Raw genomic sequence first — 26755 nt, forward strand, 5'->3', positions numbered from 1 at the left:
TCGAGAGGGCAATCGAGTCATGTCCGAAACACCTCAGGCAGCAGGACCACCGCCGTTTCCCGGACAGCCGATCAGCGGTACCGGTCCCGGCGTCTGGGACCCGGATTTCTTCCAGAATCCTTTTCCGGTCTACTCCTGGCTGCGCGACAACGACCCGGTGCGCGGCATCACCTGGCCGGGCCCGCCCGGACGCGCCTGGATGGTCACGCGGTACGAGGACGTCCACAAGGGCCAGGCCGACTCCCGGCTGCGCCACGACCTGACGGCGTTCCTGGCCGAACTCGGCATTCCGGAGCCGCCGGCGATCGGCGGCGACGTGGCACGGCTGCTCGGCCGGAACCTGACGCTGCTGGACGCGCCGGACCACCCCCGGCTGCGGTCGGTGATGTCGCGCTTCTTCACCAAGAAGCGGATCGAAGGCATCCGGCCGCGCGTCGAGACGCTCACCGACGGCCTGCTGGACACGCTCGCCGAGCGGGCCGGCGACGGACCCGTCGACCTCATCAAGGACTTCGCCTGGAAGCTGCCGCTCACCGTGGTGTGCGAGCTGCTCGGCGTGCCCGAGGAGGACCACGAGCTGTTCGGCTACGGCACCGACGCCTCCCGCGACCAGGGCGCCACCGGCGCGTACGCGGAGGGCGCGGTCATCGCCGTCGAGCGGCTGCGCGCCCTGATCGGCGAGAAGCGCGCGAGGCCCGGCGACGACGCGTTCACCGCGTTCGTCCGGGCGCTGGACGCCGGTGAGTTCCTGGACGAGGACGAGGTCATCGCGCAGGCCATGCTGTTCGTGGTGGCCGGTCACGAGACCACCGTCGACCTGCTCGGCAACGGTGTGCACGCGCTGCTGTCCGCACCCGACCAGCTCAAGCAGCTCACCGCCGACCCGTCGCTGGTGACCAACGCGGTGGAGGAGGTGCTGCGTTACTACCCGCCGACCGACATCGTCACCCCGCAGTACACCGCCGAACCGGTCACCTTCGGCGATGTGACCGTCGACCGGCACGAGATCGTCATCCTGTCCCGGGCCTCCGCCAACCGTGACCCCGCGCGCTATCCGGACCCGGACCGCTTCGACATCACCCGGAACACCGCGGGCCACCTGGCGTTCGGCCACGGCGCGCACTACTGCGTCGGCGGCATGGTCGCCAGGACCGAGGGCCGCGCGGTCCTCGGCCGGATCTTCGACCGCTTCCCGGACCTGCGGCACGCCGAAGGCCCCGAGAGCGTCCGCTGGAAGTCCAACCCGGTGGCGCGCGGTCTGGTCGCGCTGCCGGTGGAACTCGGCGAACCGCGCAGGCCGGAGCCGCGACCGTGACCCCGGCCGCCGAAGGGCCGGACGCCCTGACGTCCGAGCGGCTCCACCGGCTGCTGGTGGAGTTCAACGACACCGACCACGCCGTGCCGGAGGCCACGCTCACCGCGCTCTTCGAGGCGCAGGCCGCCCGGACCCCGGGGGCCGTCGCCGTGGCGCACGGCGGCACGGAGCTGACGTACGCGGAGCTCAACGCGCGCGCCAACCGGCTGGCGCGGCTGCTGGTGGACCGCAAGGCCGGACCGGAGAGCTTCGTCGCGGTCGCGCTCGCCAAGTCCGTCGACCTGGTCGTGGCGCTGCTGGCCGTCGTCAAGACCGGCGCGGCCTACCTCCCGCTGGACCCGGCGCATCCGGCCGAGCGCATCGCGCTGATGCTGGAGGACGTCGCCCCGGCGGTGGTCGTCGGCCGCTCCGACGGTCCGGCGGTCGCCGCCGTCGGCGCGCACCACGTGCTGCTGGACGATCCGGAGACCGTCGAGGAGGCCGCGGCCCGGTCCGCGGCCGACCTGACCGACGCCGAGCGGACCGCGCCCCTGCGGCCCGCGCACCCGGTCTTCGTCATCCACACCTCGGGCTCGACCGGCCGCCCGAAGGGCGTCGTGGTCGAGCACCGCTCGCTCAACGTCTATCTGGCCTGGGCCCGGCACGCGTACGGAGCGGTCACCGGCCGCGCGCTGGTGCACTCGCCGGTCGCCTTCGACCTGACGGTGACCGGCCTGTACGCACCGCTCACCGCGGGCGGCTGCGCCCACCTCGTGGACCTGCACGAGGGCTCCGCCCCGGACGCCGGCACGCTGCCGGAGGCCACCTTCGTCAAGGCCACGCCGACGCACCTCGCCGTCCTCGCCGCGCTGCCGGACGCCTACTCGCCGACCGGCCAACTGGTGCTCGGCGGCGAGGCGTTGCTCAGCGAGCCGCTGGCCGAGTGGCGCAAGCGCCGGCCCGACGCGACCGTGATCAACGAGTACGGACCGACCGAGACGACCGTCGGCTGCATGGAGTACCGCATCGAGCCGGGCGACGAGGTGCCGGCCGGTGTCGTGACCATCGGCCGGCCGATCTGGAACACCCGGCTGTACGTCCTCGACGACCACCTCGCCCCGGTCGGCACCGGCACGGTCGGCGAGCTCTACATCGGCGGCGCGCTGCTGGCCCGCGGCTACCACGGCCGCCCGGGGCTCACCGCGAGCCGCTTCGTGGCCAGCCCGTTCGCCGCCGGAGAGCGCATGTACCGCTCCGGCGACCTGGTGCGCCGCCGCGAGGACGGACAGCTGGACTTCATCGCGCGCAGCGACGACCAGGTCAAGGTGCGCGGCTTCCGGATCGAGCCCGGCGAGGTCGAGGCCGCGCTCACCGGCGTGCCGGGCATCGCCGCGGCCGCCGTCGCCGCGCACACCGAACGGCCCGGCAGCACCCGGCTGGTGGCCTATGTGGTGCCGGACGCGGACACGGTCGCGCCGGACGCCGAGACCCTGCGTGCGGCCCTGGCCGAGCGGCTGCCGGAGTACCTGGTGCCGACCTCGTACACCGTGCTCGCGGCGCTGCCGCTGACGCCGAACGGCAAGCTGGACCGGGCGGCCCTGCCCGCTCCGGCCGCCGCCGACGCCGTCACGGCCACGGCCACCGCCACGGACGCGGCGGACGCCGGACCGGTGGCGTCGGCGCGGAGCGCGCGCGAGGCGCGGCTGTGCGCGCTGTTCGACGAGCTGCTCGGCACGTCCGGCACCGGTCCGGACACCGGCTTCTTCGCCGCCGGAGGCGACAGCGTCGCCGCGTTCACGCTGGTGAAGCGGGCCCGCGAGGCGGGCATCGGCTTCGGTACGCGCGATGTGTTCCTGCACCGCACCCCGGCGGCGCTGGCCGCGCTCGCGGCCGACGTCGACGCCGGTCCGGACGGCTCACCGGCCGCACCGGCGGCCCCGACCGCGCCCGCGGACTCCGCGCGGGCCGCCGAGTACGCCGCGTCGCCGCTCCAGGACGTCATGATCCGCCGCGCGGGCACGGGCCCCGGCCCGTACGCCGACCAGTTCGTCTTCCGGCTCGCCGGAGAGCTCGACGTCACGGTGATGCGCCGGGCGCTCGCCCTGCTGGCGCGCCGCCATCCGGCGCTGCGGGCCGCGTTCCGGACCGGGGCCGACGGCCGTACGGTCCAGGCGATCGCCGACGAAGTGACGCCCGAGCTGACCGAGTCCGACCTCTCCGGCCTGCCGGAGTCCGAGCGCGAGGAGCGGCTGCGGCAGCTGCTGGAGACCGACCAGGACACCGCGTTCGACCTCGCGCGGCCGCCGCTCGTGCGGTGCGCCGCCGTCCGCGTCGGACCCGGTGACGGCCGGTTCGTGCTGACGCTCGCGCCGCTGCTGCTGGACGGCTGGTCGCTGCCGCTGGTGCTCGGCGAGCTGTGGATGACCTATATGACCGGCGCGGACGAGGCCATGCTGCCGCCCGCGCCACCACCCGGCCACCACGCCTACGGGCAGTGGCTGGAGCGGTTCGACGCGGCAGCCGACGCGGACGCCTGGCATGTGGTCCTGGACGACCTGCCGGAGGCCGCGCCGCTGGCGGAGCCGGTCGCGGCGACCGGCCGCGTCACGGTCGTGGAGAACGTCGTCACGCTGACCGAGACCGTCACGGCCGCGCTGACCGCACGGGCCCGCGCGCACGACCTGACGCTCAACACCCTGGTGACCGGCGCCTGGGGCCTGCTGCTCGGCGAGCTGACCGGCCGGGACGAGCAGGTCTTCGGTGTCACCGTGGCCGGGCGGCCGGCCGAACTGCCGCAGCTGGACCAGGCGTCCGGCATGTTCATGAACAACCTGCCGGTACGGTTCGGGCCGCGCGCCGGAGAGACCGTGCGCGAGGCGCTGCACCGGCTCCAGCGCGAGCAGGCGGGACTGATCGCGCACCAGCACGTCAGCCTCGCCGAGCTGAGCCGGATCGCCGGCCGCGATCAGCTCTTCGACACCGTGGTGGTGTTCGAGAGCGCGCCGACGACCGCCGCCCCACCGCCACCACCGCCGGGCCCGCCGCCGATGCCGCCGGGACCGGGCGGTCCGGGTGGCCCCGGTGGCCCCGGTGGTCCTGGCGGACCGGGTGTTCCTGCCGGTCCTGGCGGCCCCGGTGGTCCGGACGGCCTCGGCGCTCCTGCCGGTCCGGACGCCCCCGGCGCTCCTGCCGGTCCGTTCGCGCCGCCGCCGCATCTGGTCCAGATCCTCGGCATGGAGGCGCACGACGCCGCACGCGTCCCGCTCCGCTTCGCCATCGCTCCGGGCGAGCGGCTCGGCATCCTCGCGCAGTACTGGTCCGAGGCCTTCGCGCCGGGCCGGATCGAGGAGATCCAGGACCGGTTCGTCCACCTGCTCGGCGCGTTCGCCGAGGACCTGGACCGACCGGTGAGCAGCCTGCCGCTCCGTACGACGGGAGGCGCCGGACGATGATTCCTCCGCTGACCGTTCCGGACCTGTTCCGCAACCGGGTGGCCGCCGGCCCGGACACCGAGGCCGTCGTGTCCGAGGACGGCGTCCTCTCGTACGCCGAACTCGACGCACGCGCCAACCGCCTGGCGCGGCTGCTGATCGAACGCGGCGCGCGACCGGAGAGCTTCGTCGCGGTCGCCGTGCCGCGCGGCGCGGACCTGATCGTCGCGCTGCTGGCCGTGCTGAAGTCCGGCGCCGCCTACCTTCCGGTGGACCCGGCCTACCCGGCCGACCGGATCGCGTACATGCTCGACGACGCGCGTCCGGCGCTGGTGCTCACCACCCGCGCGGTCGCCTCGCGGCTGCCGGTGGAGGCGCCGCTCGTCCTGGACGCGCCGGAGACCGCGGCGGCGCTCGCCGCCCGGTCCGCGACCGCCGTGACCGAGGCCGACCGGCTCGCTCCGCTGCATCTGCCGGCCCCGGCCTACCTCATCTACACCTCCGGCTCCACCGGCCGTCCGAAGGGCGTCGTCGTCACGCACATGGGCGTGGCGGGTCTGCTGACCTCACAGCTGGCGGCCTTCGACGTCGGCCCCGGCTCCCGCGTGCTCCAGTTCGCCTCGCCGAGCTTCGACGCGGCGTTCTGGGAGCTGTGCATGGCGCTGCTGTCCGGTGCGGCCCTGGTGGTCGCCCCGGAGGAGCGGCTCGCTCCCGGCGCCCCGCTCGCCGCGCTGCTCGCCGAGCGCCGCGTCACGCACGCCACCCTGCCGCCCGCCGTGCTGGCCGCCACCGAACCGGCCGCCGACGTGCTGGCCGGCGGCACCCTGGTCACCGCCGGAGAGGCGTGCTCCGCCGCGCTGGCCGACGCCTGGTCGCCCGGCCGCCGGATGGTCAACGCCTACGGTCCGACCGAGTCCACGGTGTGCGCGACCATGACCGGACCGCTGACCGCCGGGGACGGCCCGCCGCCGATCGGCGCGCCGGTCACGTACACCCAGGTGCTGGTCCTGGACGAGGGGCTGCGGAGCGTTCCGTCCGGCGAGGTCGGCGAGCTGTATCTCGCCGGGGCCGGTCTGGCGCGCGGCTATCTCGGCCGTCCGTCGCTCACCGCCGCCCGGTTCGTGGCCCGTCCGCAGGGCCGGCCCGGTGAGCGGATGTACCGCACCGGCGACCTGGTCCGCCAACGGGCCGACGGAGAGCTGGAGTTCATCGGCCGCGCCGACCAGCAGGTCAAGCTGCGCGGCTTCCGCATCGAACTCGGCGAGATCGAGGCGGCGCTCACCGCGCACCCGTCCGTCGCCCAGGCGGTGGCGGCCGTACGCGAGGACCGGCCGGGCGTCCGCGGCCTGGTCGGCTATGTGGTTCCGGCGGGTGGCGGCACGGCCGCCGACGAGCTGATCCGGCACCTCACGGCCACCCTGCCGGCCCATCTGGTGCCGCCGGTGATCGTCGAGCTGGACGCGGTGCCGCTGACGCCGAACGGAAAGGTGGACCGCGCGGCGCTGCCCGCACCGGACCGCGACAGTGCAGGCGCGGAGCCGCGCACCCCGGCCGAACTGGCCCTGTGCACGCTCTTCGCCGAGGTGCTCGGCCTGCCCGGAGCCGGTGCGGACCGTAACTTCTTCGAGCTCGGCGGCGACAGCATCACCGCCTTCACCCTGGTGCAGCGCGCCTCGGCGCAGGGCCTGGACCTCACCGTCCAGGACGTCTTCCGGCACGGCACCCCGGCCCGCCTGGCCGCGCGCGCCGACGAGGCGGTCGCCACCACCCGGGCCGCGTTCGCGCCGTCGGCCGCCGATCTGGCCGCGGTCACGGCCGCGCTGCCGGGCCACGCCGGCGTCCTTCCGGTCACGCCGATGCAGGAGACGCTGCTCGCCGGAGCCCGGCGCGAGCCGGACACCGGCCGGCTGCTGGTCGACTGCTGGCAGTTCTGGCTGGAGTTCGACGGCGGCATCGAACCGGAGCGGATGCGGCGCGCCGCCGCCGCGCTGCTGCGCCGCTACCCGGCCTCCGCCGCCGCCTTCGCGCACGAGGGCCTGAGCCGTCCGCTCCAGGCCGTGCCCGGAGACCTCGGCGCCGGCTGGGTGAGCGGCACGGACGGGGTGCCGTGGGCCGAGCACGATGTGAGCGCGGTCTCCGAGGACCAGCAGGAAGGCGTCTTCGAGAAGCTGGCGGCGGCCGAGCGCGAGCGTCCTTTCGACGTGTCGCGCTCTCCGCTGCTGCGCTTCACCCTGGTCCGGTTCGGCGAGCGGCGGCACCGGCTGCTGCTCAACTTCGGCCAGCTCCAGATGGACGGCTGGTCCTTCCCGGTCTTCCTGGACGACCTGTGGGTGCTCTACCAGTACGACGGTGAGCCGGCCGCGATGCCCGCCGCGTCGACCGCGGCCCCGTACACCGCGTGGCTGGCCGGCCGGGACCGTCCGGCGGCCCGCTCCGCCTGGCGCGCCGCGCTCGACGGACTCGCCGCGCCGACCCTCGTACGCGAGACGGATCCGGCGTACCGCGCGGGCGCACCGCACGTCCAGGACCTGGTCCTGGTGCCGGCCGAGGTGACGAAGGCGCTCGGCGAGCGGGCCAAGGAGCACGGACTGACGCTCAACACCCTGGTCCTCGGTGTCTGGGGCCTGGTCCTCGGCTCCCTGACCGGCCGCCGGGACGTGGTCCTCGGCTACACCGTGGCCGGCCGCGCGCCGGAGGTGCCCGGCATCGAGCACGCCATCGGCAGCTACGCCAACCTGCTGCCGGTCCGCGTCCGCTGGAGCCCCGGGCAGCCCTTCACCGAGGTGCTGGCCAGACTCCAGGAGGAGCAGAGCGCGCTCATCCCGCACCAGCATCTGAGCCTCGCGGAGATCGAACGGGACGCCGGAGCGGGCGAGTTGTTCGACGCCACGGTCGCCGCGCAGAACTATCCGGTCCACCGTCCGGCCTCCGAAGCGCTGGCCGCCGCCGGTGTCGCGCCGAAGGACGGCGCACGGATCGTCGGCGTGCACACGCACGAGGTCACCGCGCACACGCTGCGGCTCTCCTTCCGCGTCGACGACCAGATCTTCCTGGCGCTGGAGTACCGGGGCGGCACGGAGGTGCTGGCCGGGATCGCGGAGCGCGTACGGCGGCTGACGGCGGCCGTCGCGGACGACCCGGGCCGCGCGGCCGGCGCACTGCTGGAACTGGCGGACCGCCCCCAGGAGGACACACGTCATGAGTCAACCGCGTACGGAGAGACGATCCGATGAGCACTGACATGCTGATGGACACCAGGCTGCTGGTCGGCCGCCAGATGCGACACCTCAAGCGCGGTCCGGAGCGGGTCGTGCCGGTGGTGATCACTCCGCTGATCCTGGTCCTGCTCAACGGACTGCTGATCGGCAGCGCGATCGTGGTGCCGGGGAACGGCAACTACAAGGACTTCATGATGGCCGGCGTGTTCGCGCAGGTCGCCATGCTCGGGATGTCCAACGCGCAGAACGGCCTCAAGGAGGATCTGCGCAACGGCCTGGTGGACCGCTTCCAGTCGCTGCCGATCGCCCGCTCCGCGGCGGTCCTGGCGCGCTCGATCGCCGAACTCCTCATGATGTTCGTCGGCTGGCTGGTGATCGCCGGCGTCGGTCTGCTGATCGGCTGGCGGATGCACGAGGGCCTGCTGCGCGGCATGGCGGGCATCGGCCTGATGCTGCTGTTCGGCTACATGTTCATCTGGCTCGGCATCCTCGGCACGGTCTCCGGGCGCAACCCGCAGTCCTCCGGCGTCGGTTCGATGATCGTCATGCCGATGCTGTTCCTGTCGCCCGCCTTCTTCCCGATCGACAACCTGCCGGGCTGGCTCCAGACCATCTGCGAGTGGAACCCGTTCAGCTCGGTCGTGGTGGCGTGCCGCGAGCTGTGGGGCAACCCGAACCCGACGGTCACCGGCGCCTTCCCGGTCGAGCACCCGATGCTCGTCGCGACACTGATGCCGGTCGTCCTGCTGATCGTGATCATGCCGCTGGCCGTCCGCCGCTACCACTCCGTCGTCGGGCGGTGAGGACATGAGCGCGTCGTCCCCGGCCGGCCGCTGGTCGTCCGCCACACTGGCCTCGCTGCTCGGCGTCCAGGTCTTCCAGGTGGTCCTCGCCTGGTCCGTGCTCACCGTGGCGGGACCGCTCGCCACCGCGGTCGTGCTCGCGCTCGGCACCCTGCCGCGCATCGCGATGATGTCCGGCCTGACCGCCGGGCTCGCGGGCCGGTTCGCCGCGCACCGTCTGCTGGCGGTCGGCGAACTCGGCCGTGCGGCCCTGGCCCTGGCCGCGGCCGGCGCGCTCGCCGTCAGCGGCCTCGACTTCACCGGACTGCTGCTGGCGAGCCTGCTGTTCGGCCTCGTCGAGGCGATCACCGAGCCGGCCGCCGGCTCGGTGCCCGCGCTGATCGCCGACGCGGCGGGCCGGCAGCGGATGGAGGCGCTGCGCACCACGCTCTTCCGCGTCACGGTCGTCGTCGGCGGACCGCTCGCCGGACTCGGCGCGCTGCTCGGCCTGTCCACCGCGCTGATCGTCGGCGGCCTGGTGTTCCTGGTCTCCGCCGCGCTGTTCCTCTCGCTCCGTCCGCGTCCGTCCGACGCGGACGGTACGGCTCCGGCGGCCGGCCACGGACCGGCCGCCGGAATGCCCGGCCCGCCGGGAGCGGACGCGCCGAAGGCCGGCGAGGCGCTGGCCCTGCCGGGCGTCCGTGCCGCACTGATCTGCACCGTCCTGATCGAGCTCGGCTGCCCGGGGGCGTTCGGCGTCGGCACCCTGCTGCTCGCCGACGACCGGGGCTGGGGCGCGGTCGGATTCGGTGTGCTGGTCGGCGCGGTCGGCCTCGGCACGGTCCTCGCCGCGCTGGCCCCGGGCTTCGCCCGGCGGCTGCGCGGCAGCGGCAGCGGGCTGATCCTCGCCTGTGTGCTCACCGCGGCGGCGATGGCCGGTCTCGCGTTCAGCCCGAACCTGCCGCTCGCCGCCGTGCTCACGGTCGTGATGGCGCTCGCGGCCGCCGCCGCCAGCGCCGCCACGCTCGGCGTGCTGTTCTCCGGACCGCGTCCGGAGGCGCTCGGCATGGTGATGGGCGTCGTGATGGCGGCCGGCGCGCTCGCCGCTCCGCTCTCCTACGTCCTGGTCGGCCTGGTCGCCCGCCTGGCGAACCCGCGGGCGGCGGTCGCCGCCTGCGCGGTGGCGCTGCTGGCCGCCGCGCTCGTCGCGCTGACGGACCGCACGCTGCGCACCGCGACGGCACCGGAACCGCCCACGGGACCGCAGGCGGGACCGCCCGCCGACCCGGCCGCAGACGCGGACGCCTCCACCACCGATGCTCCGCACGCCGACGCGCCCGCCGACGCGCCTGCCGACGCCACCGGCGAGCCGTCCGCGGACGGGCAGCCCGGCCACCTCTCCGCGAAAGGAGCCTGACGCCATGGCCGACGCACCGAACGCCGCACCGACCGCCGGGCCGCCCGCACCACCCGCCACCCCCGAGATACCCGCCGGCATGCCCGACGAGAACTCGCTGGTCTACGGCGACGCCGTACTCGCCGACCCGCACGCCGTCTACGCGCGGATGCGGTCCGAGTGCCCGCTGCACCAGGACGTCATCCAGGGCGGCGGCAAGGTCCTCGTACCGACGCGCTACGACGACGTACGCGCGCTGCTCGCCGAGTCGCGGCTGCTGCGGAGCTTCGCCGTCGAGGACCCGGGGGCCTTCCAGGGGCACCTCGGCAACAGCGATCCGCCGCGCCACACCCGGCTGCGCCGGCTCACCGCCAAGGCGCTGACGCCGAAGCGCGTGGAGCGGCTGCGGCCGGCCGTGGAGCGGCTCGCCGACGGGCTGCTGGACGCGCTGGCCGGCCGCCCGCAGGCCGACCTGGTGGCCGAGTACACGCATCCGCTGGCCGCGCTGGCGGGCGCGGAGCTGTTCGGCATCGGCGAAGCGGACGCCGAGGAGTTCCACGGCTGCTGGGACGCGATGGCGGCCTTTCCGGAGAGCACCTCGTTCCCGGAGTTCCAGGCGGCCACCGACCGTCTCGGCCGGCTGTTCGCCCGGCTCTTCGCGGACCGCCGCGAGCAGCCGTCCGACGACCTCCTCTCCGCGCTCGTGCACGCCAGGTCCGGCGAGGACCGGCTCACCGACGGCGAGCTGGAACAGACCGCCGTCTTCCTGGTGATCGCCTCCGACAAGACCGTTCCGGCGATGCTCGCGAGCGCGATGCTCGCGCTGCTGGACCACGCCGACCAGCTCGACCTGCTGCGCTCGCGTCCGGAGCTGCTGCGCGGGGCCGTCGAGGAGTGCCTGCGCTACGAGGCGCCGGTCGCCCTCACCAACCCGCTGCGCGCCGGAGAGCCGATGAGCGTCGGCGACCGGGAGCTGGCCGCGGGCGACCTCGTACAGCTGGCGCTCATCGCGGCCAACCGCGATCCGGAACGCTTCGCCGACCCGGACCGACTGGACATCACCCGTCCGGTCGGCGGCCATGTCTCCTTCGGACACGGCATCCACATGTGTCTCGGCGCCCAACTGGCGCGCATGACCGGCGAGGTCGCCCTCGGCCGGCTGATCGACCGCTTTCCCGCGCTGCGCCTCGCGCACGACGACCCGGCCCAGGACGCGGTCTGGTCCCGTGAGCACGTCATGCGGCGGCTGAGCGCGCTCCACGTAGGCCTGGGCGAAGCCGCTCCGGCCGGCAGCGCCGCCGCACCGGTGGCGTCCGCGAACTCCGCTCATCCGACAGGAGCTGATCCGACGTGACCACCGCCATCGAGGCGCACGGGCTGCGCAAGCGTTACAAGGACCACGAGGCGCTGGCAGGCGTCGATCTCAGCGTCGAGTCCGGCACCGTCTTCGGCCTGCTCGGTCCGAACGGCGCGGGCAAGACGACCGCCGTGCGCATCCTCACCACGCTGCTGCGCGCGGACGAGGGCCGGGCGAGCGTCGCCGGCTTCGACGTGGTCAGCCAGTCGCAGGACGTGCGCGCGAACATCGGTCTGACCGGGCAGTACGCCGCGGTCGACGAACGGCTCACCGCCCGCGAGAACCTGACCCTGATCGGCCGGCTCTACCGGCTCGGCAAGAAGGAGACGGCCGCCCGGACCGAGTCGCTGCTCGAACGGTTCGAGCTGACCGCCGCCGCCAACCGGCCGCTGAGCACGTACTCCGGCGGTATGCGCCGCCGCCTCGACCTCGCCGCGAGCCTGATCGGCCGGCCGCCGCTGCTCTTCCTCGACGAGCCGACCACCGGACTCGACCCGAGCAGCCGCCTGGCCCTCTGGGACATGATCCGTGAGCAGGTGGCCGCCGGAGTGACGATCCTGCTCACCACGCAGTACCTCGACGAGGCCGACCAGCTCGCCGGCCGCGTCGCCGTCCTCGACCAGGGCAAGGTCATCGCCGACGGCACGCCGGACCAGCTCAAGCGGAAGGTCGGCGGCGAGTGGCTGGAGGTGACCGTCGCGAACCCGGAGACCGCCGCCGACACCGTACGCGCGCTGTCCTCGGCCATCGCCGGCGAGCCGACGCTCAGCGAGGACGGGCTGACCGTCAGCGCCCCGGTCGCCGAGGGCACCCACTCCATCGCCGCCGTCGCCGCGAGCCTGGACGCCGCCGGGGTGGAGGTCGTCGACTTCGCCCTGCGCCGGCCCTCGCTCGACGACGTCTTCCTCACCCTGATCGGCAAGACCGCCGCCGCGGTACCGGAACCGCAGAAGGCCTGACGAGGAGCACCGGCAATGAGCCAGGACATGGACCTGCACACCACCGCCGAGGACGGGACGCGTTCCGCCGAGGCGCTGATCACCCAGGACTTCGTACGCGATCCGCACGCCACGTACGACTGGATGCGCGAGGAGGGACCGGTCAAGCTGCGGCAGGCCAGCGGCTCGGTCCTGTGGATGCTCACGCGGTACGAGGACGCGCGCGCCGCGCTCGCCGAGCCGAAGCTGCACAAGGACCCGCGCCGCTTTCCGAACCCGGCGGGCGGCACCGGCATGGGCCCGGAGGAGCCGGGCATGGAGCTGCTGTCGCGGCACATGCTCAACAGCGACCCGCCGGACCACACCCGGCTGCGCAAGCTGACCACGAAGGCCTTCACGGCGCGGCCGACGGAGATGTTCCGGCCGCGCATCGAGGAGCTCGCCGCAGGGCTGCTGGACGGCTTCGAGGCCGGGCAGCGGATGGACGTCGTGAACGACTACGCGATGCCGCTGTCCACCCGGGTGATCTGCGAGCTGATCGGCATTCCGGCGGCGGACGGCGAGATCTTCCGCGACTGGTACACCACCATGACCGGGGTGCACCCGCCGGAGCAGGTCACCGAGGCCAGGCAGTCGCTGATCCGCTACCTCGGCGATCTGATCGCCGACAAGCGCGCCCGCCCCGCCGACGACCTGATCAGCAATCTGCTCCAGGCGCGGGACGCGGACGATCTGCTGTCCGAGACCGAAGTCATGTCGATGGTGTTCCTGCTGCTCGGCGCGGGCCACGAGACGGCGATCAGCTTCATCGGCACCGCGATGCTGTCGCTGCTCTCCGAGCCCGACCAACTCGCCCTGCTCCAGAAGGATCTGACCCTCCTGCCGGGCGCGATCGAGGAGCTGCTGCGCTTCGAGAGCCCGATCAACGTGGCGACGTTCCGGTACGCGGCCGAGCCGGTCGAGATCGGCGGCGTCACCATTCCGGCGGGCGACTCGGTGTTCGTCTCCATCGGCGCGCTCAACCGTGATCCGTCGAAGTTCTCGGAGCCGGACCGCCTGGAGATCACCCGCCCGGCCACCGGGCACCTCGCCTTCGGCCACGGACTGCACCACTGTCTCGGCGCTCCGCTGGCGCGGGTCGAAGGGGCGGTGGCGATCGGCCAGTTGATCAGTCGCTTCCCCGACCTCGCGCCGGCGGTCGGCCGCGAGGACCTCCAGTGGCGGTTCAGCCTGATGCTGCGCTGCCTGGAATCACTGCCGGTCGTCCTGTGACCGGCCTGCTGGACACGGAAGCCGCCGCGGTCCCGGCCGCGACCCCGGCGGCCGGGCAGTGCCTGGGCCACCCTCCTGATCCGGACGCCGGCGACGGCACCCACCGCCGGCTGATGGCGCTGCTGGACCGCGCCGGCGCCGACTACCGGATCATCGACCACGCGCCGGAGGGCCGCACCGACCTGGCCAGCGAACTGCGCGGCCACCGGCTGGAGATGGCCGCCAAGTGCATGGTCCTGCGGATCCGCAGGAAGGGCGGCGAGGACCACCACGTCCTCGCCGTCGTGCCGGGCCACCGCCGCGTCGACCTGCGGCGGGTCCGCAAACTGTACGGAGGCAGCGACGCCACGCTCGGCGACCGCGAGGAGGCCGAACGCCTCACCGGCTGTGTCAGCGGCTGCGTCATCCCGTTCTCGTTCGACGAGCGGCTGCCGGTGGTCGTGGACGCGGACCTGCTGGTGCACGAGGAGATCTACTTCAACGCCGCCCGGCTCGACCGCTCGCTGGCGCTGCGGACCGTCCACTACATCTCGCTGAGCACCCCGCGCATCGCCGCCATCGCCAAGTGACGTGCGGGGAAAGCCGCCAGGACACCGCCTAGCGCCCCGGGCGGACCAGCCGCTGCTCGTAGGCGAAGATCACCACCTGCACGCGGTCGCGCATGCCGAGCTTCGCCAGCAGCCGTCCGACGTGCGTCTTCACCGTGCCCTCGGACAGATGCAGTTCCTTGCCGATGGCGGCGTTCGACGCGCCGCGCGCGATGAGCAGCAGGACCTCGCGCTCGCGGGCGGTGAGCTCGGCCAGCGGGTCCGGTCCCTCGCTGCGCTGCGGCAGGTCCGGCGCAACCTCGTCGAGCAGCCGCCGGGTGGTGGTCGGCGAGATCACCGCGTCGCCGCGCTGCACGGTGCGGATCGCGGAGAGCAGGTCCTCGGCCGGGGCGTCCTTGACCAGGAAGCCGCTGGCCCCGGCCTGGAGCGCGGCGAAGGCGTGCTCGTCGACGTCGAAGGTGGTGAGCACGACGACCTTCGGCGCGTCGGCGCGCGCCAGCAGTCTGCGGGTCGCCTCCACGCCGTCCATGCGCGGCATCCGGACGTCCATCAGCACGATGTCGGCGGAGGTCACGGCCAGCTTCTCCAGCGCCTCCGCGCCGTCGCCCGCCTGGCCGACCACCGTCATGTCGTCCTGCGCCTCGACGACCATGACGAAGCCGGCCCGCACCATCTCCTGGTCGTCGACGAGGAACACCCGGATCGTCATACGCGCTCCTGCCCGCCGCTCTCCTGCTCGCTGTTCTCCGGTCCGGCCGCGCCCGCCGCGGCGCGCACCGGGAGCCGCGCGCTGACCAGGAAGCCGCCGCCCGGGGCCGGACCGGTGTGCACGGTGCCGCCGGCCACCGCGGCGCGCTCGCGCATGCCGACCAGCCCGTGTCCGGCCCCGTCGCCGGGCCCCGGCCCCGTGCCGTCGTCGCGCACCTGGATCTCCACCTCGTAGTCCGACCAGTCGAACCGTATCCCGCAACGGGCGCCGGGACCGGCGTGTTTGAGAGTGTTGGTGAGGGCTTCCTGCACGAGCCGGTACGCGGCCAGCTCCGCCGCGGGCGTCAGCCGGCCGGGTTCGCCGGTCTCGGTGTAGTCGACGGTCAGCCCCGACTCGCGCACGCGGCGCAGGAGTTCCGGCACCTGCGCCAGATCCGGCTGCGGTCCGAAGCCGTCGCCGTGGTCGCCGCCGCGGAGCATGCCGAGCAGACCGCGCATGTCCGTGAGCGCCTGCCGGCCGGCCTCCTCGACGGTGGCCAGCACCTCGGCGGCGCGCTCCGGCCGGGCGCGCGCCGCGTACCGGCCGCCCTGCGCCTGGCTCACGATGACGGACAGCGAGTGCGCCACCAGATCGTGCATCTCCCGCGCGATCCTGGCCCGTTCGTCGCGTGCCGCCCTCGCCGCGCGCTCCTCGCGCTCCGCCTCGGCGCGCACCGCGCGGTGCTCCAGCTCGCCGACGTACGCCAGTTGGAAGCGGCGGAACAGACCGAGGCTGAACGCCACCAGCACGATCGCCAGCAGAAAGCCGAAGAGGAAGGCCGGGGGCAGCTGCACGGTGGTGGTCAGCGCGGACCGCAGCGTGACCGCCGCCGCCCCGGCCGCGCCGACCAGCACCGAGGCCAGCGGCGCGCGACCCGGGCCGTGCGCGCAGTACGCGTACAGCGCCAGCGGAAACGCCAGCAGGGACGGCAGCAGCGGAAACTCGCCGGGCAGGACCACGGCCTGGACGGCGCAGGCCACCGTCGTCACGGTGAACGAGGCGGTGGCCGCCGACCGCCGCCAGGCCCCGGCGGCGTGGCCGACGAGCACCGCCGGCGCCAGCAGCAGGGCCCAGGCCCCCGGCAGCGCGAGCGCCAGCAGGAGCAGCGTCCAGCCGCCGACCGGCAGCGCGACGGCCAGGGTGATCAGGACGTCGGGCCGCTCCGGTCGCGGCAGCCGGTTCAGTGGCCGCACTGCGCGCACACGGACCGGGTACGGCGCTGGTAGTCGCGGGTCGCGCCGAGCAGCGCAGCGCCGAACAGCGACCAGCCGCCGTACACCGCGAGGATGACCCAGGAGTTGGCGCTGCCCGCGTCGAACGGCAGTTCCGGGCCGCCGAGCAGATGGTTGATCGCGGCGAACACCGGGATGAGCCCCTGGAGCAGCAGCGCCGCCGACAGGCCCCAGCCGCAGGCGACCAGCAGCATCCGGGGCACGGTGCGGCGGGCCAGGAACGGCACCCACGACGGGTAGATCAGGCCCCACGAGCTCACCAGGGCCAGTGAGAGCACTCCGCCGCCGACCAGCAGCATGGTTTCCATGACCGGGAATCCCTCGGGATAGTCGTCCGGACGGCCGATGCCGCCGCCCGCCCACCAGTAATACTTCACCGCCGGGTAGACGAAGGCCAGGCCGAACGCCGCGTATCCGAGCCACGGCGAGGACTTCTCGCGCTCGCCCGGCAGCAGCCCGCAGCGGTCGCAGCCCGTTCCGGTGCGGCGCTGGAAGGCGAGGGTGGAGCGGGCGAGCAGTACGGTGGCCGCGAAGGCGACGGCACGGCTGAGGAAGCCGGGCCAGTCGACGATCGCGAAGTCGCCGGCCGGGATGCCGGTGACCCGGAAGAACGCGCGGAACCCGTCGAAGACGATGCCGACGGCCGACCAGAGGAGCAGGACGGTGCCGGTCCAGCCGAGGACCAGGACCGCGGTGCGCGCCGCGCCGTGCGCCGTGGTGCGGGCGGCGGATGCCAGCACGGCGACGACGCCGACCGCCGCCCCGGCCCAGAGCGCCCAGGACGGCACGATGCCGAGCGACCTGATGTAGTCCGCCGCTCCCGGCAGGTGCGGTTCGGCGGCCGCGGCGGCCAGCGCGGCCAGCAGCGTCACGAGCACCGGCCACGGTCTGACCGGCCGGACGGCCGCGGCCGGTGCGGGGGCGGGCTTCTCGGTCAGCGGAACGACGCCTTCGGGCATCTCGGACTCCTCTCACTGCGGTACCGCGGCCGGATGCTTCGCGCCGAGGTACCTCCACCGTGGCAGCCGGGTACCGGCCGCCGCGTCTGCCTCAGGTCGTGCGCCGATGTGACCTGCGGATGATGCCGGAGCGGCCGGTCCTCTCCGTAAGGTCTTTGCCGGTAGCGGCAACACGTCCGGCCACGGCCTTCGCCGTCGTTAGCGTGCGGACGGTCAATCTCACGCGGCCCGCGGGCTCTTCGGAGCCGAGGCGGCCACGGCCCATCAGCGGCAAGGAGCCGATCCATGTCCCGACCGACCGATCAGGCCGACGCGGCCACCGACGGCAACGGCGCCTACGCGGCTCCGGCGCACGACCCCGTCGCCGAGCGGTTCATGGCGATGTCCGACGTCATCACGCCGAACGCCGTCCGCGTCGCCGCGACGCTCGGCATCGCCGATCTCGTACGCGAAGGAGTGGACCGGCTCGACGACCTCGCGGCCCGTACCTCCACCGACCGCGAGGCGCTCGGCGAGATGATGCGGCACCTGACCGTCCAGGGCCTGTTCGCCCAGCCGGAGCCCGGTGTCTACGCGCCGACCGAGCTGTCCCGCTGGATCGAGAGCGACCATCCGGTCGGCATGCGCGAGTTCCTCGACCTGGACTCGCCGATGGGCCGGCCGCAGCGCGCCTTCGCCGGTCTGCTCCACAGCATCCGCACCGGGGGTCCTGCCTACGCCGAGATCTACGGCAGGACGTACTGGGAGGACCTGGACGCGCGGCCGGACCTGAGCCGCGCCTTCAACGCCAAGATGGCCAAGCAGGTCTCGGAGATCGCCGCGGACGTCGCCAAGACGTACGACTGGAGCGGCGTCGGCCATGTCGTGGACGTCGGCGGTGGCACCGGCACGCTGCTGGCCGAGGTGCTGGCCGCGCATCCGTCGCTCCGCGCGACCCTGGTGGACCTGCCGGCCGCCTCCGGCGGAGCGGGCCGGCTGCTGGCCGAGGCGGGCGTCGCCGACCGGTGCGAGATCGTGGCGGGCAGCTTCTTCGAGCCGCTTCCGGCCGGCGCGGACGTCTACCTCCTCTCGACGATCCTGCACGACTGGAGCGACGAGGCCTCGCGCGCGATCCTGCGCCGGTGCGCCGAGGCGGCGGGCGAGCACGGCCGGGTGCTGGTCGTGGAGCATCTGATCCAGCCGGAGATCCGGCAGGGCATCTCCACGCTGAACCTGATCCTGCTGACCACGCTCGGCGGCCGGGAACGCTCGCTGGAGGAGTACGCCGAGCTCGCGGACGCCGCGGACCTGAGAGTGCTGCGGACGCTGCCGCTGCCCTCCGGCCGGTCGGCCGTGGAGCTGGGGGCCGTCCTGCCGATCACCGCCGAGCACGACACCCCCTAGCGCGCCGGCCATGAACGATCTCGTCTTCGCCCTGGCCGGAACCGTCGGCGTCGTGACGCTGGCCATCGGCATGGCGGTCGGCGCGCGGCGGCTGCTCGGTCTGCGCGTCGGCACGCTCCGGATGGTGCTGGCCTCCCTGGTCGGCTTCGCCACCGCCGTGGTCTTCGGCAACCATGTGCAGCCGCCGCTGGAGCGCGGCGCGCTCGCCACCGTCATGGTCGGCATCTCGGTGCTGGTGACGATGGCGTTCCTGGTCCTGGCGGACGTCGTGATGTCGGACCGGTCGCGGCCGGTGGCCTGGACGCGCCGGCTGCACCGCCGCATCATGCGGGTCCACCGGTACGCGCAGATCGGCGTGATCCTGGCCCGGCACGGCCTCGCGCCGTTCCTGCGCCGCAAGGACCGCACCGGCAAGGACCGGGGCGGCGCGGCGGGCCGGCTCGGCTCGCCGCGGCTGGCCCGGTCGCTGCGGCTGGCCATCGAGGAGGGCGGGGTCACCTTCGTCAAGCTCGGCCAGCTGATGTCCACCCGGCCGGACGCGATACCGAGCGAGTTCACCGAGGAGCTGAGCAAGCTCCAGTGCAAGGTCGCGCCCGCGCCCTGGCCGGAGGTCCGGCGGGTCCTGGAGGACGAGCTCGGCGGGCTGGTGGACAGCGAGTTCGCCGAGTTCGACCCGGAGCCGCTGGCCGCCGGATCGGTCGCCCAGGTGCACCGGGCGCGGCTGACCTCCGGCACCTCCGTGGTGATCAAGATCCAGCGGCCGGGCATCCATCACATCGTGGAGCGGGACCTGGACATCATGGGCCGGATCGCCGTCACGCTGGAGGAACGCGCCGACTGGGCCCGGTCGATCGGCGCGGTCGCGCTGGCCGAGGGGTTCGCCACGGCGCTCCGCGAGGAGCTGGACTTCCAGGTCGAGCTGCGCAACATGAGCGCGATCGGCGCGGCGGCGGCCGAGGCGGGCACGGCGGTGTGCGTCCCGGAGCAGTTCCACCGGCTGTGCACGAAGCGTGTGCTGGTGCTGGAGCATCTGGAGGGCACCCCGATCGGCGAGGCCGGTCCGCGCGTCGAACGGGCCGGACTGGACCGCGAGAAGCTCGCCGGTGTCCTGCTGGACTGCATGATGCGCCAGGTCATGATCCACGGCGTCTTCCACTGCGATCCGCATCCGGGGAACATCCTGCTGCTGGACGACGGCCGCCTCGCGCTGCTCGACTTCGGCGTGGTCGGCCGGCTGGACGCCAAGGCCAGATCGGCGCTGCGCGCCCTGCTGCTGGCGGTCAAACGCGGCGACCGGGCGGCGCTGTGCGACGCGCTGCTCGATCTGGTCATCCGCCACGACGACCTCGACGAGCAGGCGCTGGAGCGCGAACTCGGCGATTTCGTCACGCTGTTCCTCACCGCGGGAGCCACTCCGGACCTGGAGATGTTCGCGGGTCTGTTCCGGGTGATCGCCGGCCACGGGCTGTCCGTGCCGCCGCAGGTCGCCGGACTGTTCCGGATGCTCGCCACGCTGCACGGCACGCTGATGGGCCTCGCGCCGTCCTTCGACATCGTGACCGAGTCGCGGGAGCTGGTGGCCGGTTACTACACCGAGCGGTTCCAGCCGGCCGCGCTGCGCGCCACCGCCGGGGAGAACGTCCTGAGCATGATGGCGATGCTCAGCAAGGTGCCGCGCCGCCTGGACCGCATCACCGGCGCGCTGGAGGAGGGCCGGCTCGGTGTGACCGTACGGCTCGGAGCCCGCGAGCGGGACCGCAGGCTGGTCACCGGGCTGGTCCACCTGTCGCTGATCACGGTGCTGGCCGCCGCCTTCGGAATCATGGGCGTGCTGCTGCTCGGCACGGACAGCGGCCCGCTGATCACGCCGACGCTCGGGCTGCTCGACGTCTTCGGCTACAACCTGCTGGTCGTCAGCTCGGTGCTCGGCCTGCGCGTACTCGTCCGGGTGTTCCGCGGCGAACCGTGAGGAACCCCGGCGGAAGAGAAGCGATTCACCGAACCGCACTGCACCACGGCAGCACACCCCCGAACCGCACCACGGAAACGCACCACCGAACCGACTGGAGGCGTGTCATGAAGGCGAAGTCGACCTACCGCAAGCGCTGGGGAGTTCCCGGCGGACCCGATCTGCTCGACCAGGTGCCCGACCTCCTGGACCAGGTTCCCGACCTGCTGGACCGGATTCCCGGCTGGGTCGACGCGATGACGGCCAACGGGCTGCGCGACACGGTCCTGCGGATCCTCTCCGGCGGTCCGCGCAGCGGCGCGGAGCTGATCGAGGAGATCGGCACCCTCCGGGGCCGTCCGCAGATCACCGCCGAGCAGCTGTATCCGCTGCTGGACCAGCTCACCGACGAGAACCTGGTGACGGCCGGCACGAAGGACCGGCCGCGCGCCTACGCGCTCACGGAGGAGGGCCGCGAGGCCGCCGCTCGACGCGGCGGCTCCGGAGCCTTCGGTCCTTTCGGCTCCTTCGATCCCTTCGCGTCCGCCGGTTCCGCGGGCTCCGCAGGTTCGTCCGGGTCCTCCGATTCCTCCGGCGCCCGCCCCGGCGAGGCGCACCGGCTGCTCGGCGATGTGCTGATGGCCGCCGGACGCCTGGAGTGGTCGGGCGACGCCCGCCGCCGCGAGCAGGCGGCGGCGGTGCTGGCCGAGGCGCGTCGCGAGCTGTACCGGCTGCTCGCCGACGAGGAGTGCTGACCGCCGAAGCGGTACGCGACCGCTGACGGCGGCCACGGAAACGACGGAGCGGCCGGACCCGGGCCCGAAAGCCCGGTGTCCGGCCGCTCCTTCGCGTCCGGGTCCGTGGCCCGTACGCGTTCCTGGGGTCCTGGCGGGCCGGCGGACGATCCGTCACGTCGCGAGGGACGATCCGGTCGGGCCGGCCCGCGGGGACCGGGCGCGTCAGCCCGTCACATCGGCCGGCTTCCGCTCGTCCGCGCTGCCGTCCGCCGCGTCCGGCCCGTCCGGAACGTCCTCCCCGGTACCCGGGGCGTCGGCGCGGCCGCCGGGCCACCAGGCGCGTCGGCCGAACAGCGCGGTGAGCGCCGGAACGAGCAGCATCGCCATCACGAACGCCGTGAGCAGGATGCCGAACGCCACGGCGAAGCCCATCTGCTGCAGCATGGCGTTCTCCGCCAGCAGCAGCACGCCGAACGTGCCGGCCAGGATCACCGCGGCGGCGGTGATGGTGGACGCGGTGCTCACGACGGCACGCGCGGTGGCCTCGGCCGGACTGCTGCCCCGCCGGATCTCCTCGCGCAGCCTGGCGATCATGAGGATGTTGTAGTCGGTGCCGATCGCCACGACGAACAGATAGAGGATCACCGGCAGCGTGAAGAGCAGACCGCTCTCGCCGCGCACGTCCTGGAAGAGCCAGACGGTGGAGCCGAGCGTCGCGCCGAAGCCGAGGCCGACCGCCAGCATCAGGTACCACGGAGCCACCACGCTGCGCAGCAGCAGACCGAGGATGATCATGATGGCGAGTCCGGCCGCCGGGAAGACCAGCGTGTAGTCGCGGTTGACCGCGTGCTGCACATCGGCGAGCACCGCACTGGTGCCGCCGACCAGCGCCTCGGTGCCGTCCGGTGCCTTGTCGTGCGCGAGATCGCGCAGCGGCCCGGAGACCAGGTCGATGGCCGCGTCACCGGTCGGCCGGTGGTCGATCAGCACCGAGAGCTGTGCGACGTCCCCGGCCGGGGCGAGCACCGCCGGAGGCGCGCTGCCGACGCCGTCCAGCGCCGCCAGCTCCTTGCCGTACGCCTCCAGTGCCGCCGGGTCCAGCTTGCCGCCGTCCTCGGAGCGCACCATGATCCACACCGGGTCGGTCTGGCCGGACGGGAAGCTGTCCTGGAGGTCCTCCATCGCCTTGACCGACTCCAGCTCCTTCGGCAGCGAACTGCCGGTGTCGAAGACCGGGTTGAAGCCGAGCGCGCCGATGGCGAGCACCGCGAGCAGACCGCCGGAGGCGGCGGCCACCAGACCGGGCCTGCGGCCGGTCAGCGCGCCGACGCGCTCGGAGATCCGGTGCTGGGGCTGCTTCCGCCAGGCCTTGGACGGCCAGAAGGCCTTCGCGCCGAGCAGCGAGAACACCGCGGGCACCAGCGTCAGCGCGGCGAGCAGGGTGACCGCGACCGCGATGGCCAGTGCGGGGCCCATCGCGCGGAACATGCCGAGCGTGGAGAGCAGCAGCGCCAGGAACGCGACGATGACCGCTCCGGCGGCGGAGGCGATCGTCTCGCCGACCTTGCCGACCGCGTCCGCCATGGCCTGCTTCGGCTCCTGGCCGGAGCGCAGGTGTTCGCGGTAGCGGAACAGCAGGAACAGCAGATAGTCGGTGCCGACGCCGAACAGCACCACGATCAGGATGGACGAGATCGAGGCGTCGGTCTTGAGTCCGCCGAGGTCGGAGACGGTGGCGATCAGCCCGTTGGCCACCATGAAGACCAGCGAGATGATCAGCAGCGGCAGGAACGCGATGAGCGGGCTGCGGAAGATGGCGAGCAGCAGCACCACGATGAGCACCATCGTCGCCATCATGATCATGGCGTCGGTGTTGCCGGACGACTTCATCGTGTCCACGCCGGTGGCCGTCTGACCGGTGATGCCCATGGTCAGCTCGGTGGACTTCAGCAACGGCACGGCGAGCTCGCGCAGTTCCTCGACGGAGGCCATCAGATCCGCGTCGTACGGATCCTTCGTGGTGGCCATGATCGACGCCAGCGCGAGCTTTCCGTCGGCCGAGACCGACTGCTCGTCGGTGGCGATCTGCTTGACCTTCTTCAGCCCGGCGTCGTCCAGCCCGGCGACGACCTTCCGCAGGTCCTGCCGGTCCTCCGGCGTCAGCGCCGCCTTGTCGCCGCGCTGGAAGACGGCGATGGACGCCGGCTGTTCCTGTTGCGGGAAGGCGCGTTTCTGCACCTCGCCGACCTGCACCGACTCATAGTGCGACGGCAGGAAGTCCGCCTGGTCGCCGGTCGGTTTCAGCTGTGGCGCGAGGGACATCAGGGCGACCGCCGCGATGATCCAGGCGACGATCGTCAGCCAGGGATGCCGGACGGCGGACTGCCCGATCCTTCCGAACATGGGACTCCTCCAGAGCGGTCTTTCGAGAGCCACCGATTGTCGGCACGGCCGGTTCCCCGCTCCGGTGGTTCGGCCGGAACGTGGCAGCAACCTGCCGCTCGCCCGGACCGTGCCGTCCGGTGCGGCGTGCCCGCGGACGACTGGCAGGAAGAGGTCAGCGACATTGCCCGCCGCGCGGCGGGCGGCCGATTCTCGAACCGCTGCCGCCGTCGGCGGACGTGACGGCTGCCGACGCGTCACCCAACCGCCGGGAAGAGGACGAGGACATTGATGGTCACGGCCCCGCCCGGAAACGAACTCCTGGCCCATGTCGCCGCACGCGACCCGCTGTTCCGCCACCGGACGGCCCAGCAGCTGCTGGCCGTCGAGAAGCGCCTGCTGGACGTGGCGGCCGACTCGCCGGACCCTCGCGTCGCCGAGCTCACCGTCCATCTCGCCGCGTCCGGCGGCAAACGGCTGCGGCCGCTGCTGGTGCTGCTCGGGGCGGAGTTCGGCGAGGAGTGGCGCGACGGAGTCGTCGACGCCGCCGTGATCGCCGAGCTCGTCCACATCTCCTCGCTCTACCACGACGACGTGATGGACGGCGCGGCGCTGCGGCACGGAGTGGCCAGTTCCAACGCACGGTGGGGCGAGCGGATGGCGGTGGCCGGCGGCAACTGGCTGCTGGCGCGCGCCGCACGGCTGGCCGCCGGACTCGGCCCGGACATGGTGCGCTTCAACGCGGACGTGGCGGCCGTGCTGGTGGACGGCCAGCTCCGCGAGCTGACCGGTCCGGCCGAGGGCGAGGACCCGGTCGAGCACTTCTTCCGGGTCACCTCCGGCAAGACCGCGGCGCTGCTCGCGATGTCGCTCGGGGCCGGTGCGCTCCAGGCCGGTGCGCCGGCCGGGCAGCGGAGCGCGCTCATGGAGTACGGACACCAGCTCGGCATCGCCTTCCAGATATCCGACGACCTCCTCGACCTGGTCGCGCCGGCCGCGCGGACCGGAAAGGAGCAGGGCAAGGACCTGGCGGCCGGAGTGCTGAGCCTGCCGGTCCTGCTGGCCCTCTCCGACACCGGACCGGCCGGAGCCGAGCTGCGTGAACTCCTGGAGACCGGACCGCTGGACGACGAGGTACGCCGACGGCGCGCGCTGGAGCTGTTCCGGTCCTCCACCGCGCCCGCGGCCGCCGAGGAACACCTGCAGGAGCGCCTGCGGCTGGCCCGGGGCGCGCTGGGCCGGCTGCCGGACGGCGCACCGCGCCGCGCGCTGGACGCGCTGTGTGCCTACGTCGGCGCCCGCGCGTCCACGGCCGCCGGGCCGGCCGGATGCTGACCCGACCGCAGGACAGGACGAGGAGGAGACCGGCCATGGAGCAGGAGGCGCTCACCGAACTCGCCGTGATCCGCGCCGAAGCACTGCGCGGACCGAGTGAGCGGGCGACCGAGGCGCAGCACGCCAAGGGCAAGCTGACCGCCCGCGAGCGCATCGAGCTGCTGCTGGATGCGGGTTCGTTCAAGGAGGTCGAGCAGCTCCGCCGTCACCGGGCGACGGGGTTCGGCCTGGAGGCGAAGAAGCCGTACACCGATGGTGTGATCACCGGGTGGGGCACGGTCGAGGGCCGGACGGTCTTCGTGTACGCGCACGATTTCCGGATCTTCGGCGGGGCGCTGGGTGAGGCGCACGCGACGAAGATCCATAAGATCATGGACATGGCGATCTCGGCGGGTGCGCCGCTGGTGTCGCTGAACGACGGCGCGGGCGCCCGTATCCAGGAGGGCGTCTCGGCGCTCGCGGGTTACGGCGGGATCTTCCAGCGCAACACCCGCGCTTCCGGGGTGATCCCGCAGATCAGCGTGATGCTCGGCCCGTGCGCGGGCGGCGCGGCCTACAGCCCGGCGCTCACGGACTTCGTGTTCATGGTCCGGGAGACCTCGCAGATGTTCATCACGGGGCCGGACGTGGTGAAGGCGGTCACCGGCGAGGAGATCACCCAGAACGGTCTCGGCGGCGCGGACGTGCACGCCGAGACGTCGGGCGTGGCGCATTTCGCGTACGACGACGAGGAGACGTGCATCGCGGAGGTCCGGTACCTCATCGGGATGCTGCCCTCCAACAACCGCGAGAACCCGCCGACGGCTCGGAGCGACGACCCGGCCGACCGCCGCAGCGACGTCCTCCTCGACCTGGTCCCGGCGGACGGGAACCGTCCGTACGACATGCACCAGGTGATCGAGGAGCTCGTCGACGACGGCGACTACCTGGAGATCCACGAGCGCTGGGCCCGCAACATCATCTGCGCGATGGCCCGCCTCGACGGCCAGGTCGTCGGCATCGTCGCCAGTCAACCCCTCGCCCTGGCCGGTGTCCTGGACATCAACTCGTCGGAGAAGGCCGCACGGTTCGTCCAGCTCTGCGACGCGTTCAACATCCCGCTGGTGACGCTGGTCGACGTTCCGGGCTTCCTGCCGGGCGTGGCCCAGGAGCACGGCGGGATCATCCGCCACGGGGCCAAACTCCTCTACGCCTACTGCAACGCCACCGTGCCCAGGATCTCGCTCATCCTCCGCAAGGCCTACGGAGGCGCGTACATCGTCATGGACAGCCAGTCCATCGGAGCGGACCTCACCTACGCCTGGCCGACCAACGAGATCGCGGTCATGGGCGCCGAGGGCGCGGCCAACGTGATCTTCCGCCGCCAGATCGCGGACGCCGAGGACCCCGAGGCCATGCGCACCCGCATGGTCAAGGAGTACAAGGCCGAGCTGATGCACCCCTACTACGCGGCCGAGCGCGGCCTCGTCGACGACGTCATCGACCCCGCCGAGACCCGCGAAGTCCTCATCGCCTCGCTCGCCATGCTCCGCCGCAAACACGCCGACCTGCCGTCCCGCAAGCACGGCAACCAGCCGGCATGAGCGCCGCCACCGGCCCGGCCGCCTCTTCGCTCCGCGTGGTCCACGGTTCACCTACCCCGGAGGAGCTGGCGGCGCTCGCGGCGGTCCTGGCCGTGGTCCGCCACCCGGTCGCGCCGAGCACGGACACCGCTCCGGAACGGGCCGCCTGGCACCGGGCGGAGGCCCCGGCCTCCTCGGCGGTCTCCTGGCGGACCGGCCACCGGACGTGATCA

Annotated in this window: 19 protein-coding genes; 15 read left to right on the top strand and 4 right to left on the bottom strand. The window is 73.3% G+C overall.

Annotated elements, in window-relative coordinates:
- The first annotated feature begins 19 nt into the window (after window positions 1-19).
- The 9 genes from KV381_RS36565 to KV381_RS20150 are packed head-to-tail and all read left to right on the top strand — an operon-like array spanning window position 20 to window position 14257.
- The gene (locus KV381_RS36565) at window positions 20-1315 is read left to right on the top strand and encodes a cytochrome P450 (protein ID WP_078611324.1); all 1296 of its coding nucleotides are present in this window, start codon (window positions 20-22) and stop codon (window positions 1313-1315) included.
- Complete coding sequence (locus tag KV381_RS36570; RefSeq protein WP_030634187.1) at window positions 1312-4746, top strand: amino acid adenylation domain-containing protein; 3435 nt, start codon at window positions 1312-1314, stop codon at window positions 4744-4746. Before KV381_RS36565 ends, KV381_RS36570 begins: the two co-directional genes overlap by 4 nt.
- Complete coding sequence (locus KV381_RS20120; protein WP_218785923.1) at window positions 4743-7958, top strand: non-ribosomal peptide synthetase; 3216 nt, start codon at window positions 4743-4745, stop codon at window positions 7956-7958. Before KV381_RS36570 ends, KV381_RS20120 begins: the two co-directional genes overlap by 4 nt.
- Window positions 7955-8746 (top strand): ABC transporter permease, encoded by a 792-nt coding sequence (locus KV381_RS20125; RefSeq protein ID WP_030089191.1) that lies wholly within the window; start codon window positions 7955-7957, stop codon window positions 8744-8746. The genes KV381_RS20120 and KV381_RS20125 overlap by 4 nt, the downstream gene beginning before the upstream one ends.
- A 4-nt stretch (window positions 8747-8750) precedes the next feature.
- Window positions 8751-10142, top strand: coding sequence for an MFS transporter (locus KV381_RS20130; RefSeq protein WP_218785925.1), 1392 nt, complete (start codon window positions 8751-8753; stop codon window positions 10140-10142).
- A 4-nt stretch (window positions 10143-10146) separates the two neighbouring features.
- On the top strand, window positions 10147-11475 hold the full coding sequence (locus KV381_RS20135; protein WP_218785926.1) for a cytochrome P450: 1329 nt from the start codon (window positions 10147-10149) through the stop codon (window positions 11473-11475).
- Entirely contained in the window at window positions 11472-12437 is a 966-nt protein-coding gene (locus KV381_RS20140; RefSeq protein WP_218785928.1) for an ATP-binding cassette domain-containing protein, read from the top strand. The genes KV381_RS20135 and KV381_RS20140 overlap by 4 nt, the downstream gene beginning before the upstream one ends.
- A gap of 15 nt (window positions 12438-12452) precedes the next feature.
- Window positions 12453-13688 (top strand): cytochrome P450, encoded by a 1236-nt coding sequence (locus KV381_RS20145; protein WP_256995109.1) that lies wholly within the window; start codon window positions 12453-12455, stop codon window positions 13686-13688.
- Window positions 13685-14257, top strand: a complete 573-nt coding sequence (locus KV381_RS20150; protein WP_256995110.1) for a YbaK/EbsC family protein — start codon at window positions 13685-13687, stop codon at window positions 14255-14257. The genes KV381_RS20145 and KV381_RS20150 overlap by 4 nt, the downstream gene beginning before the upstream one ends.
- A gap of 28 nt (window positions 14258-14285) precedes the next feature.
- Here the strand turns inward: KV381_RS20150 and KV381_RS20155 are convergent, their stop codons facing one another.
- From KV381_RS20155 to KV381_RS20165, 3 genes are read right to left on the bottom strand one after another with little or no spacing between them, the layout of a single operon-like run.
- Window positions 14286-14945, bottom strand: a complete 660-nt coding sequence (locus KV381_RS20155) for a response regulator transcription factor (RefSeq protein WP_030634174.1) — start codon at window positions 14943-14945, stop codon at window positions 14286-14288.
- A complete protein-coding gene (locus KV381_RS20160; protein WP_143665783.1) occupies window positions 14942-16186 on the bottom strand; it encodes a sensor histidine kinase in 1245 nt (414 codons plus the stop codon). The genes KV381_RS20155 and KV381_RS20160 overlap by 4 nt, the downstream gene beginning before the upstream one ends.
- Window positions 16165-17175, bottom strand: coding sequence for a hypothetical protein (locus tag KV381_RS20165; RefSeq protein WP_050505096.1), 1011 nt, complete (start codon window positions 17173-17175; stop codon window positions 16165-16167). Before KV381_RS20165 ends, KV381_RS20160 begins: the two co-directional genes overlap by 22 nt.
- Before the next feature lie 285 nt (window positions 17176-17460).
- Between KV381_RS20165 and KV381_RS20170 the strand changes: the two genes are divergently transcribed.
- From KV381_RS20170 to KV381_RS20180, 3 genes are all read left to right on the top strand, one after another.
- Window positions 17461-18558, top strand: coding sequence for a methyltransferase (locus tag KV381_RS20170; protein ID WP_050495824.1), 1098 nt, complete (start codon window positions 17461-17463; stop codon window positions 18556-18558).
- A 10-nt stretch (window positions 18559-18568) separates the two neighbouring features.
- Window positions 18569-20527 carry an AarF/ABC1/UbiB kinase family protein gene (locus KV381_RS20175; protein WP_030089210.1) on the top strand — a complete coding sequence of 653 codons (1959 nt, stop codon included), beginning with the start codon at window positions 18569-18571 and terminating at the stop codon, window positions 20525-20527.
- A 107-nt stretch (window positions 20528-20634) separates the two neighbouring features.
- On the top strand, window positions 20635-21261 hold the full coding sequence (locus KV381_RS20180; RefSeq protein WP_030089211.1) for a PadR family transcriptional regulator: 627 nt from the start codon (window positions 20635-20637) through the stop codon (window positions 21259-21261).
- A gap of 204 nt (window positions 21262-21465) precedes the next feature.
- Here KV381_RS20180 and KV381_RS20185 read toward each other — a convergent pair whose 3' ends face one another.
- Window positions 21466-23646, bottom strand: a complete 2181-nt coding sequence (locus tag KV381_RS20185; protein ID WP_050505095.1) for an MMPL family transporter — start codon at window positions 23644-23646, stop codon at window positions 21466-21468.
- A gap of 270 nt (window positions 23647-23916) precedes the next feature.
- Between KV381_RS20185 and KV381_RS20190 the strand changes: the two genes are divergently transcribed.
- From KV381_RS20190 to KV381_RS36930, 3 genes are read left to right on the top strand one after another with little or no spacing between them, the layout of a single operon-like run.
- The gene (locus KV381_RS20190) at window positions 23917-24960 is read left to right on the top strand and encodes a polyprenyl synthetase family protein (RefSeq protein ID WP_103546884.1); all 1044 of its coding nucleotides are present in this window, start codon (window positions 23917-23919) and stop codon (window positions 24958-24960) included.
- A gap of 35 nt (window positions 24961-24995) precedes the next feature.
- Window positions 24996-26543, top strand: coding sequence for an acyl-CoA carboxylase subunit beta (locus tag KV381_RS20195; RefSeq protein WP_218785930.1), 1548 nt, complete (start codon window positions 24996-24998; stop codon window positions 26541-26543).
- Entirely contained in the window at window positions 26540-26752 is a 213-nt protein-coding gene (locus tag KV381_RS36930) for an acyl-CoA carboxylase epsilon subunit (RefSeq protein ID WP_030075967.1), read from the top strand. The genes KV381_RS20195 and KV381_RS36930 overlap by 4 nt, the downstream gene beginning before the upstream one ends.
- Window positions 26753-26755 lie beyond the last annotated feature (3 nt).

It is taken from the genome of Streptomyces sp. WY228, assembly GCF_019287315.1.
Taxonomy (GTDB): domain Bacteria; phylum Actinomycetota; class Actinomycetes; order Streptomycetales; family Streptomycetaceae; genus Streptomyces; species Streptomyces caviscabies.

Bases quoted from the DNA above. Each gene is read 5' to 3' on its own strand.
- KV381_RS20185 (WP_050505095.1), bottom strand. From the start codon at position 23,646: ATGTTCGGAAGGATCGGGCAGTCCGCCGTCCGGCATCCCTGGCTGACG.
- KV381_RS20165 (WP_050505096.1), bottom strand. From the start codon at position 17,175: ATGCCCGAAGGCGTCGTTCCGCTGACCGAGAAGCCCGCCCCCGCACCG.
- KV381_RS20180 (WP_030089211.1), top strand. From the start codon at position 20,635: ATGAAGGCGAAGTCGACCTACCGCAAGCGCTGGGGAGTTCCCGGCGGA.
- KV381_RS20120 (WP_218785923.1), top strand. From the start codon at position 4,743: ATGATTCCTCCGCTGACCGTTCCGGACCTGTTCCGCAACCGGGTGGCC.
- KV381_RS20170 (WP_050495824.1), top strand. From the start codon at position 17,461: ATGTCCCGACCGACCGATCAGGCCGACGCGGCCACCGACGGCAACGGC.
- KV381_RS36930 (WP_030075967.1), top strand. From the start codon at position 26,540: ATGAGCGCCGCCACCGGCCCGGCCGCCTCTTCGCTCCGCGTGGTCCAC.
- KV381_RS20135 (WP_218785926.1), top strand. From the start codon at position 10,147: ATGGCCGACGCACCGAACGCCGCACCGACCGCCGGGCCGCCCGCACCA.
- KV381_RS20130 (WP_218785925.1), top strand. From the start codon at position 8,751: ATGAGCGCGTCGTCCCCGGCCGGCCGCTGGTCGTCCGCCACACTGGCC.
- KV381_RS20195 (WP_218785930.1), top strand. From the start codon at position 24,996: ATGGAGCAGGAGGCGCTCACCGAACTCGCCGTGATCCGCGCCGAAGCA.
- KV381_RS20190 (WP_103546884.1), top strand. From the start codon at position 23,917: ATGGTCACGGCCCCGCCCGGAAACGAACTCCTGGCCCATGTCGCCGCA.
- KV381_RS20155 (WP_030634174.1), bottom strand. From the start codon at position 14,945: ATGACGATCCGGGTGTTCCTCGTCGACGACCAGGAGATGGTGCGGGCC.
- KV381_RS20175 (WP_030089210.1), top strand. From the start codon at position 18,569: ATGAACGATCTCGTCTTCGCCCTGGCCGGAACCGTCGGCGTCGTGACG.
- KV381_RS20125 (WP_030089191.1), top strand. From the start codon at position 7,955: ATGAGCACTGACATGCTGATGGACACCAGGCTGCTGGTCGGCCGCCAG.
- KV381_RS20145 (WP_256995109.1), top strand. From the start codon at position 12,453: ATGAGCCAGGACATGGACCTGCACACCACCGCCGAGGACGGGACGCGT.
- KV381_RS36565 (WP_078611324.1), top strand. From the start codon at position 20: ATGTCCGAAACACCTCAGGCAGCAGGACCACCGCCGTTTCCCGGACAG.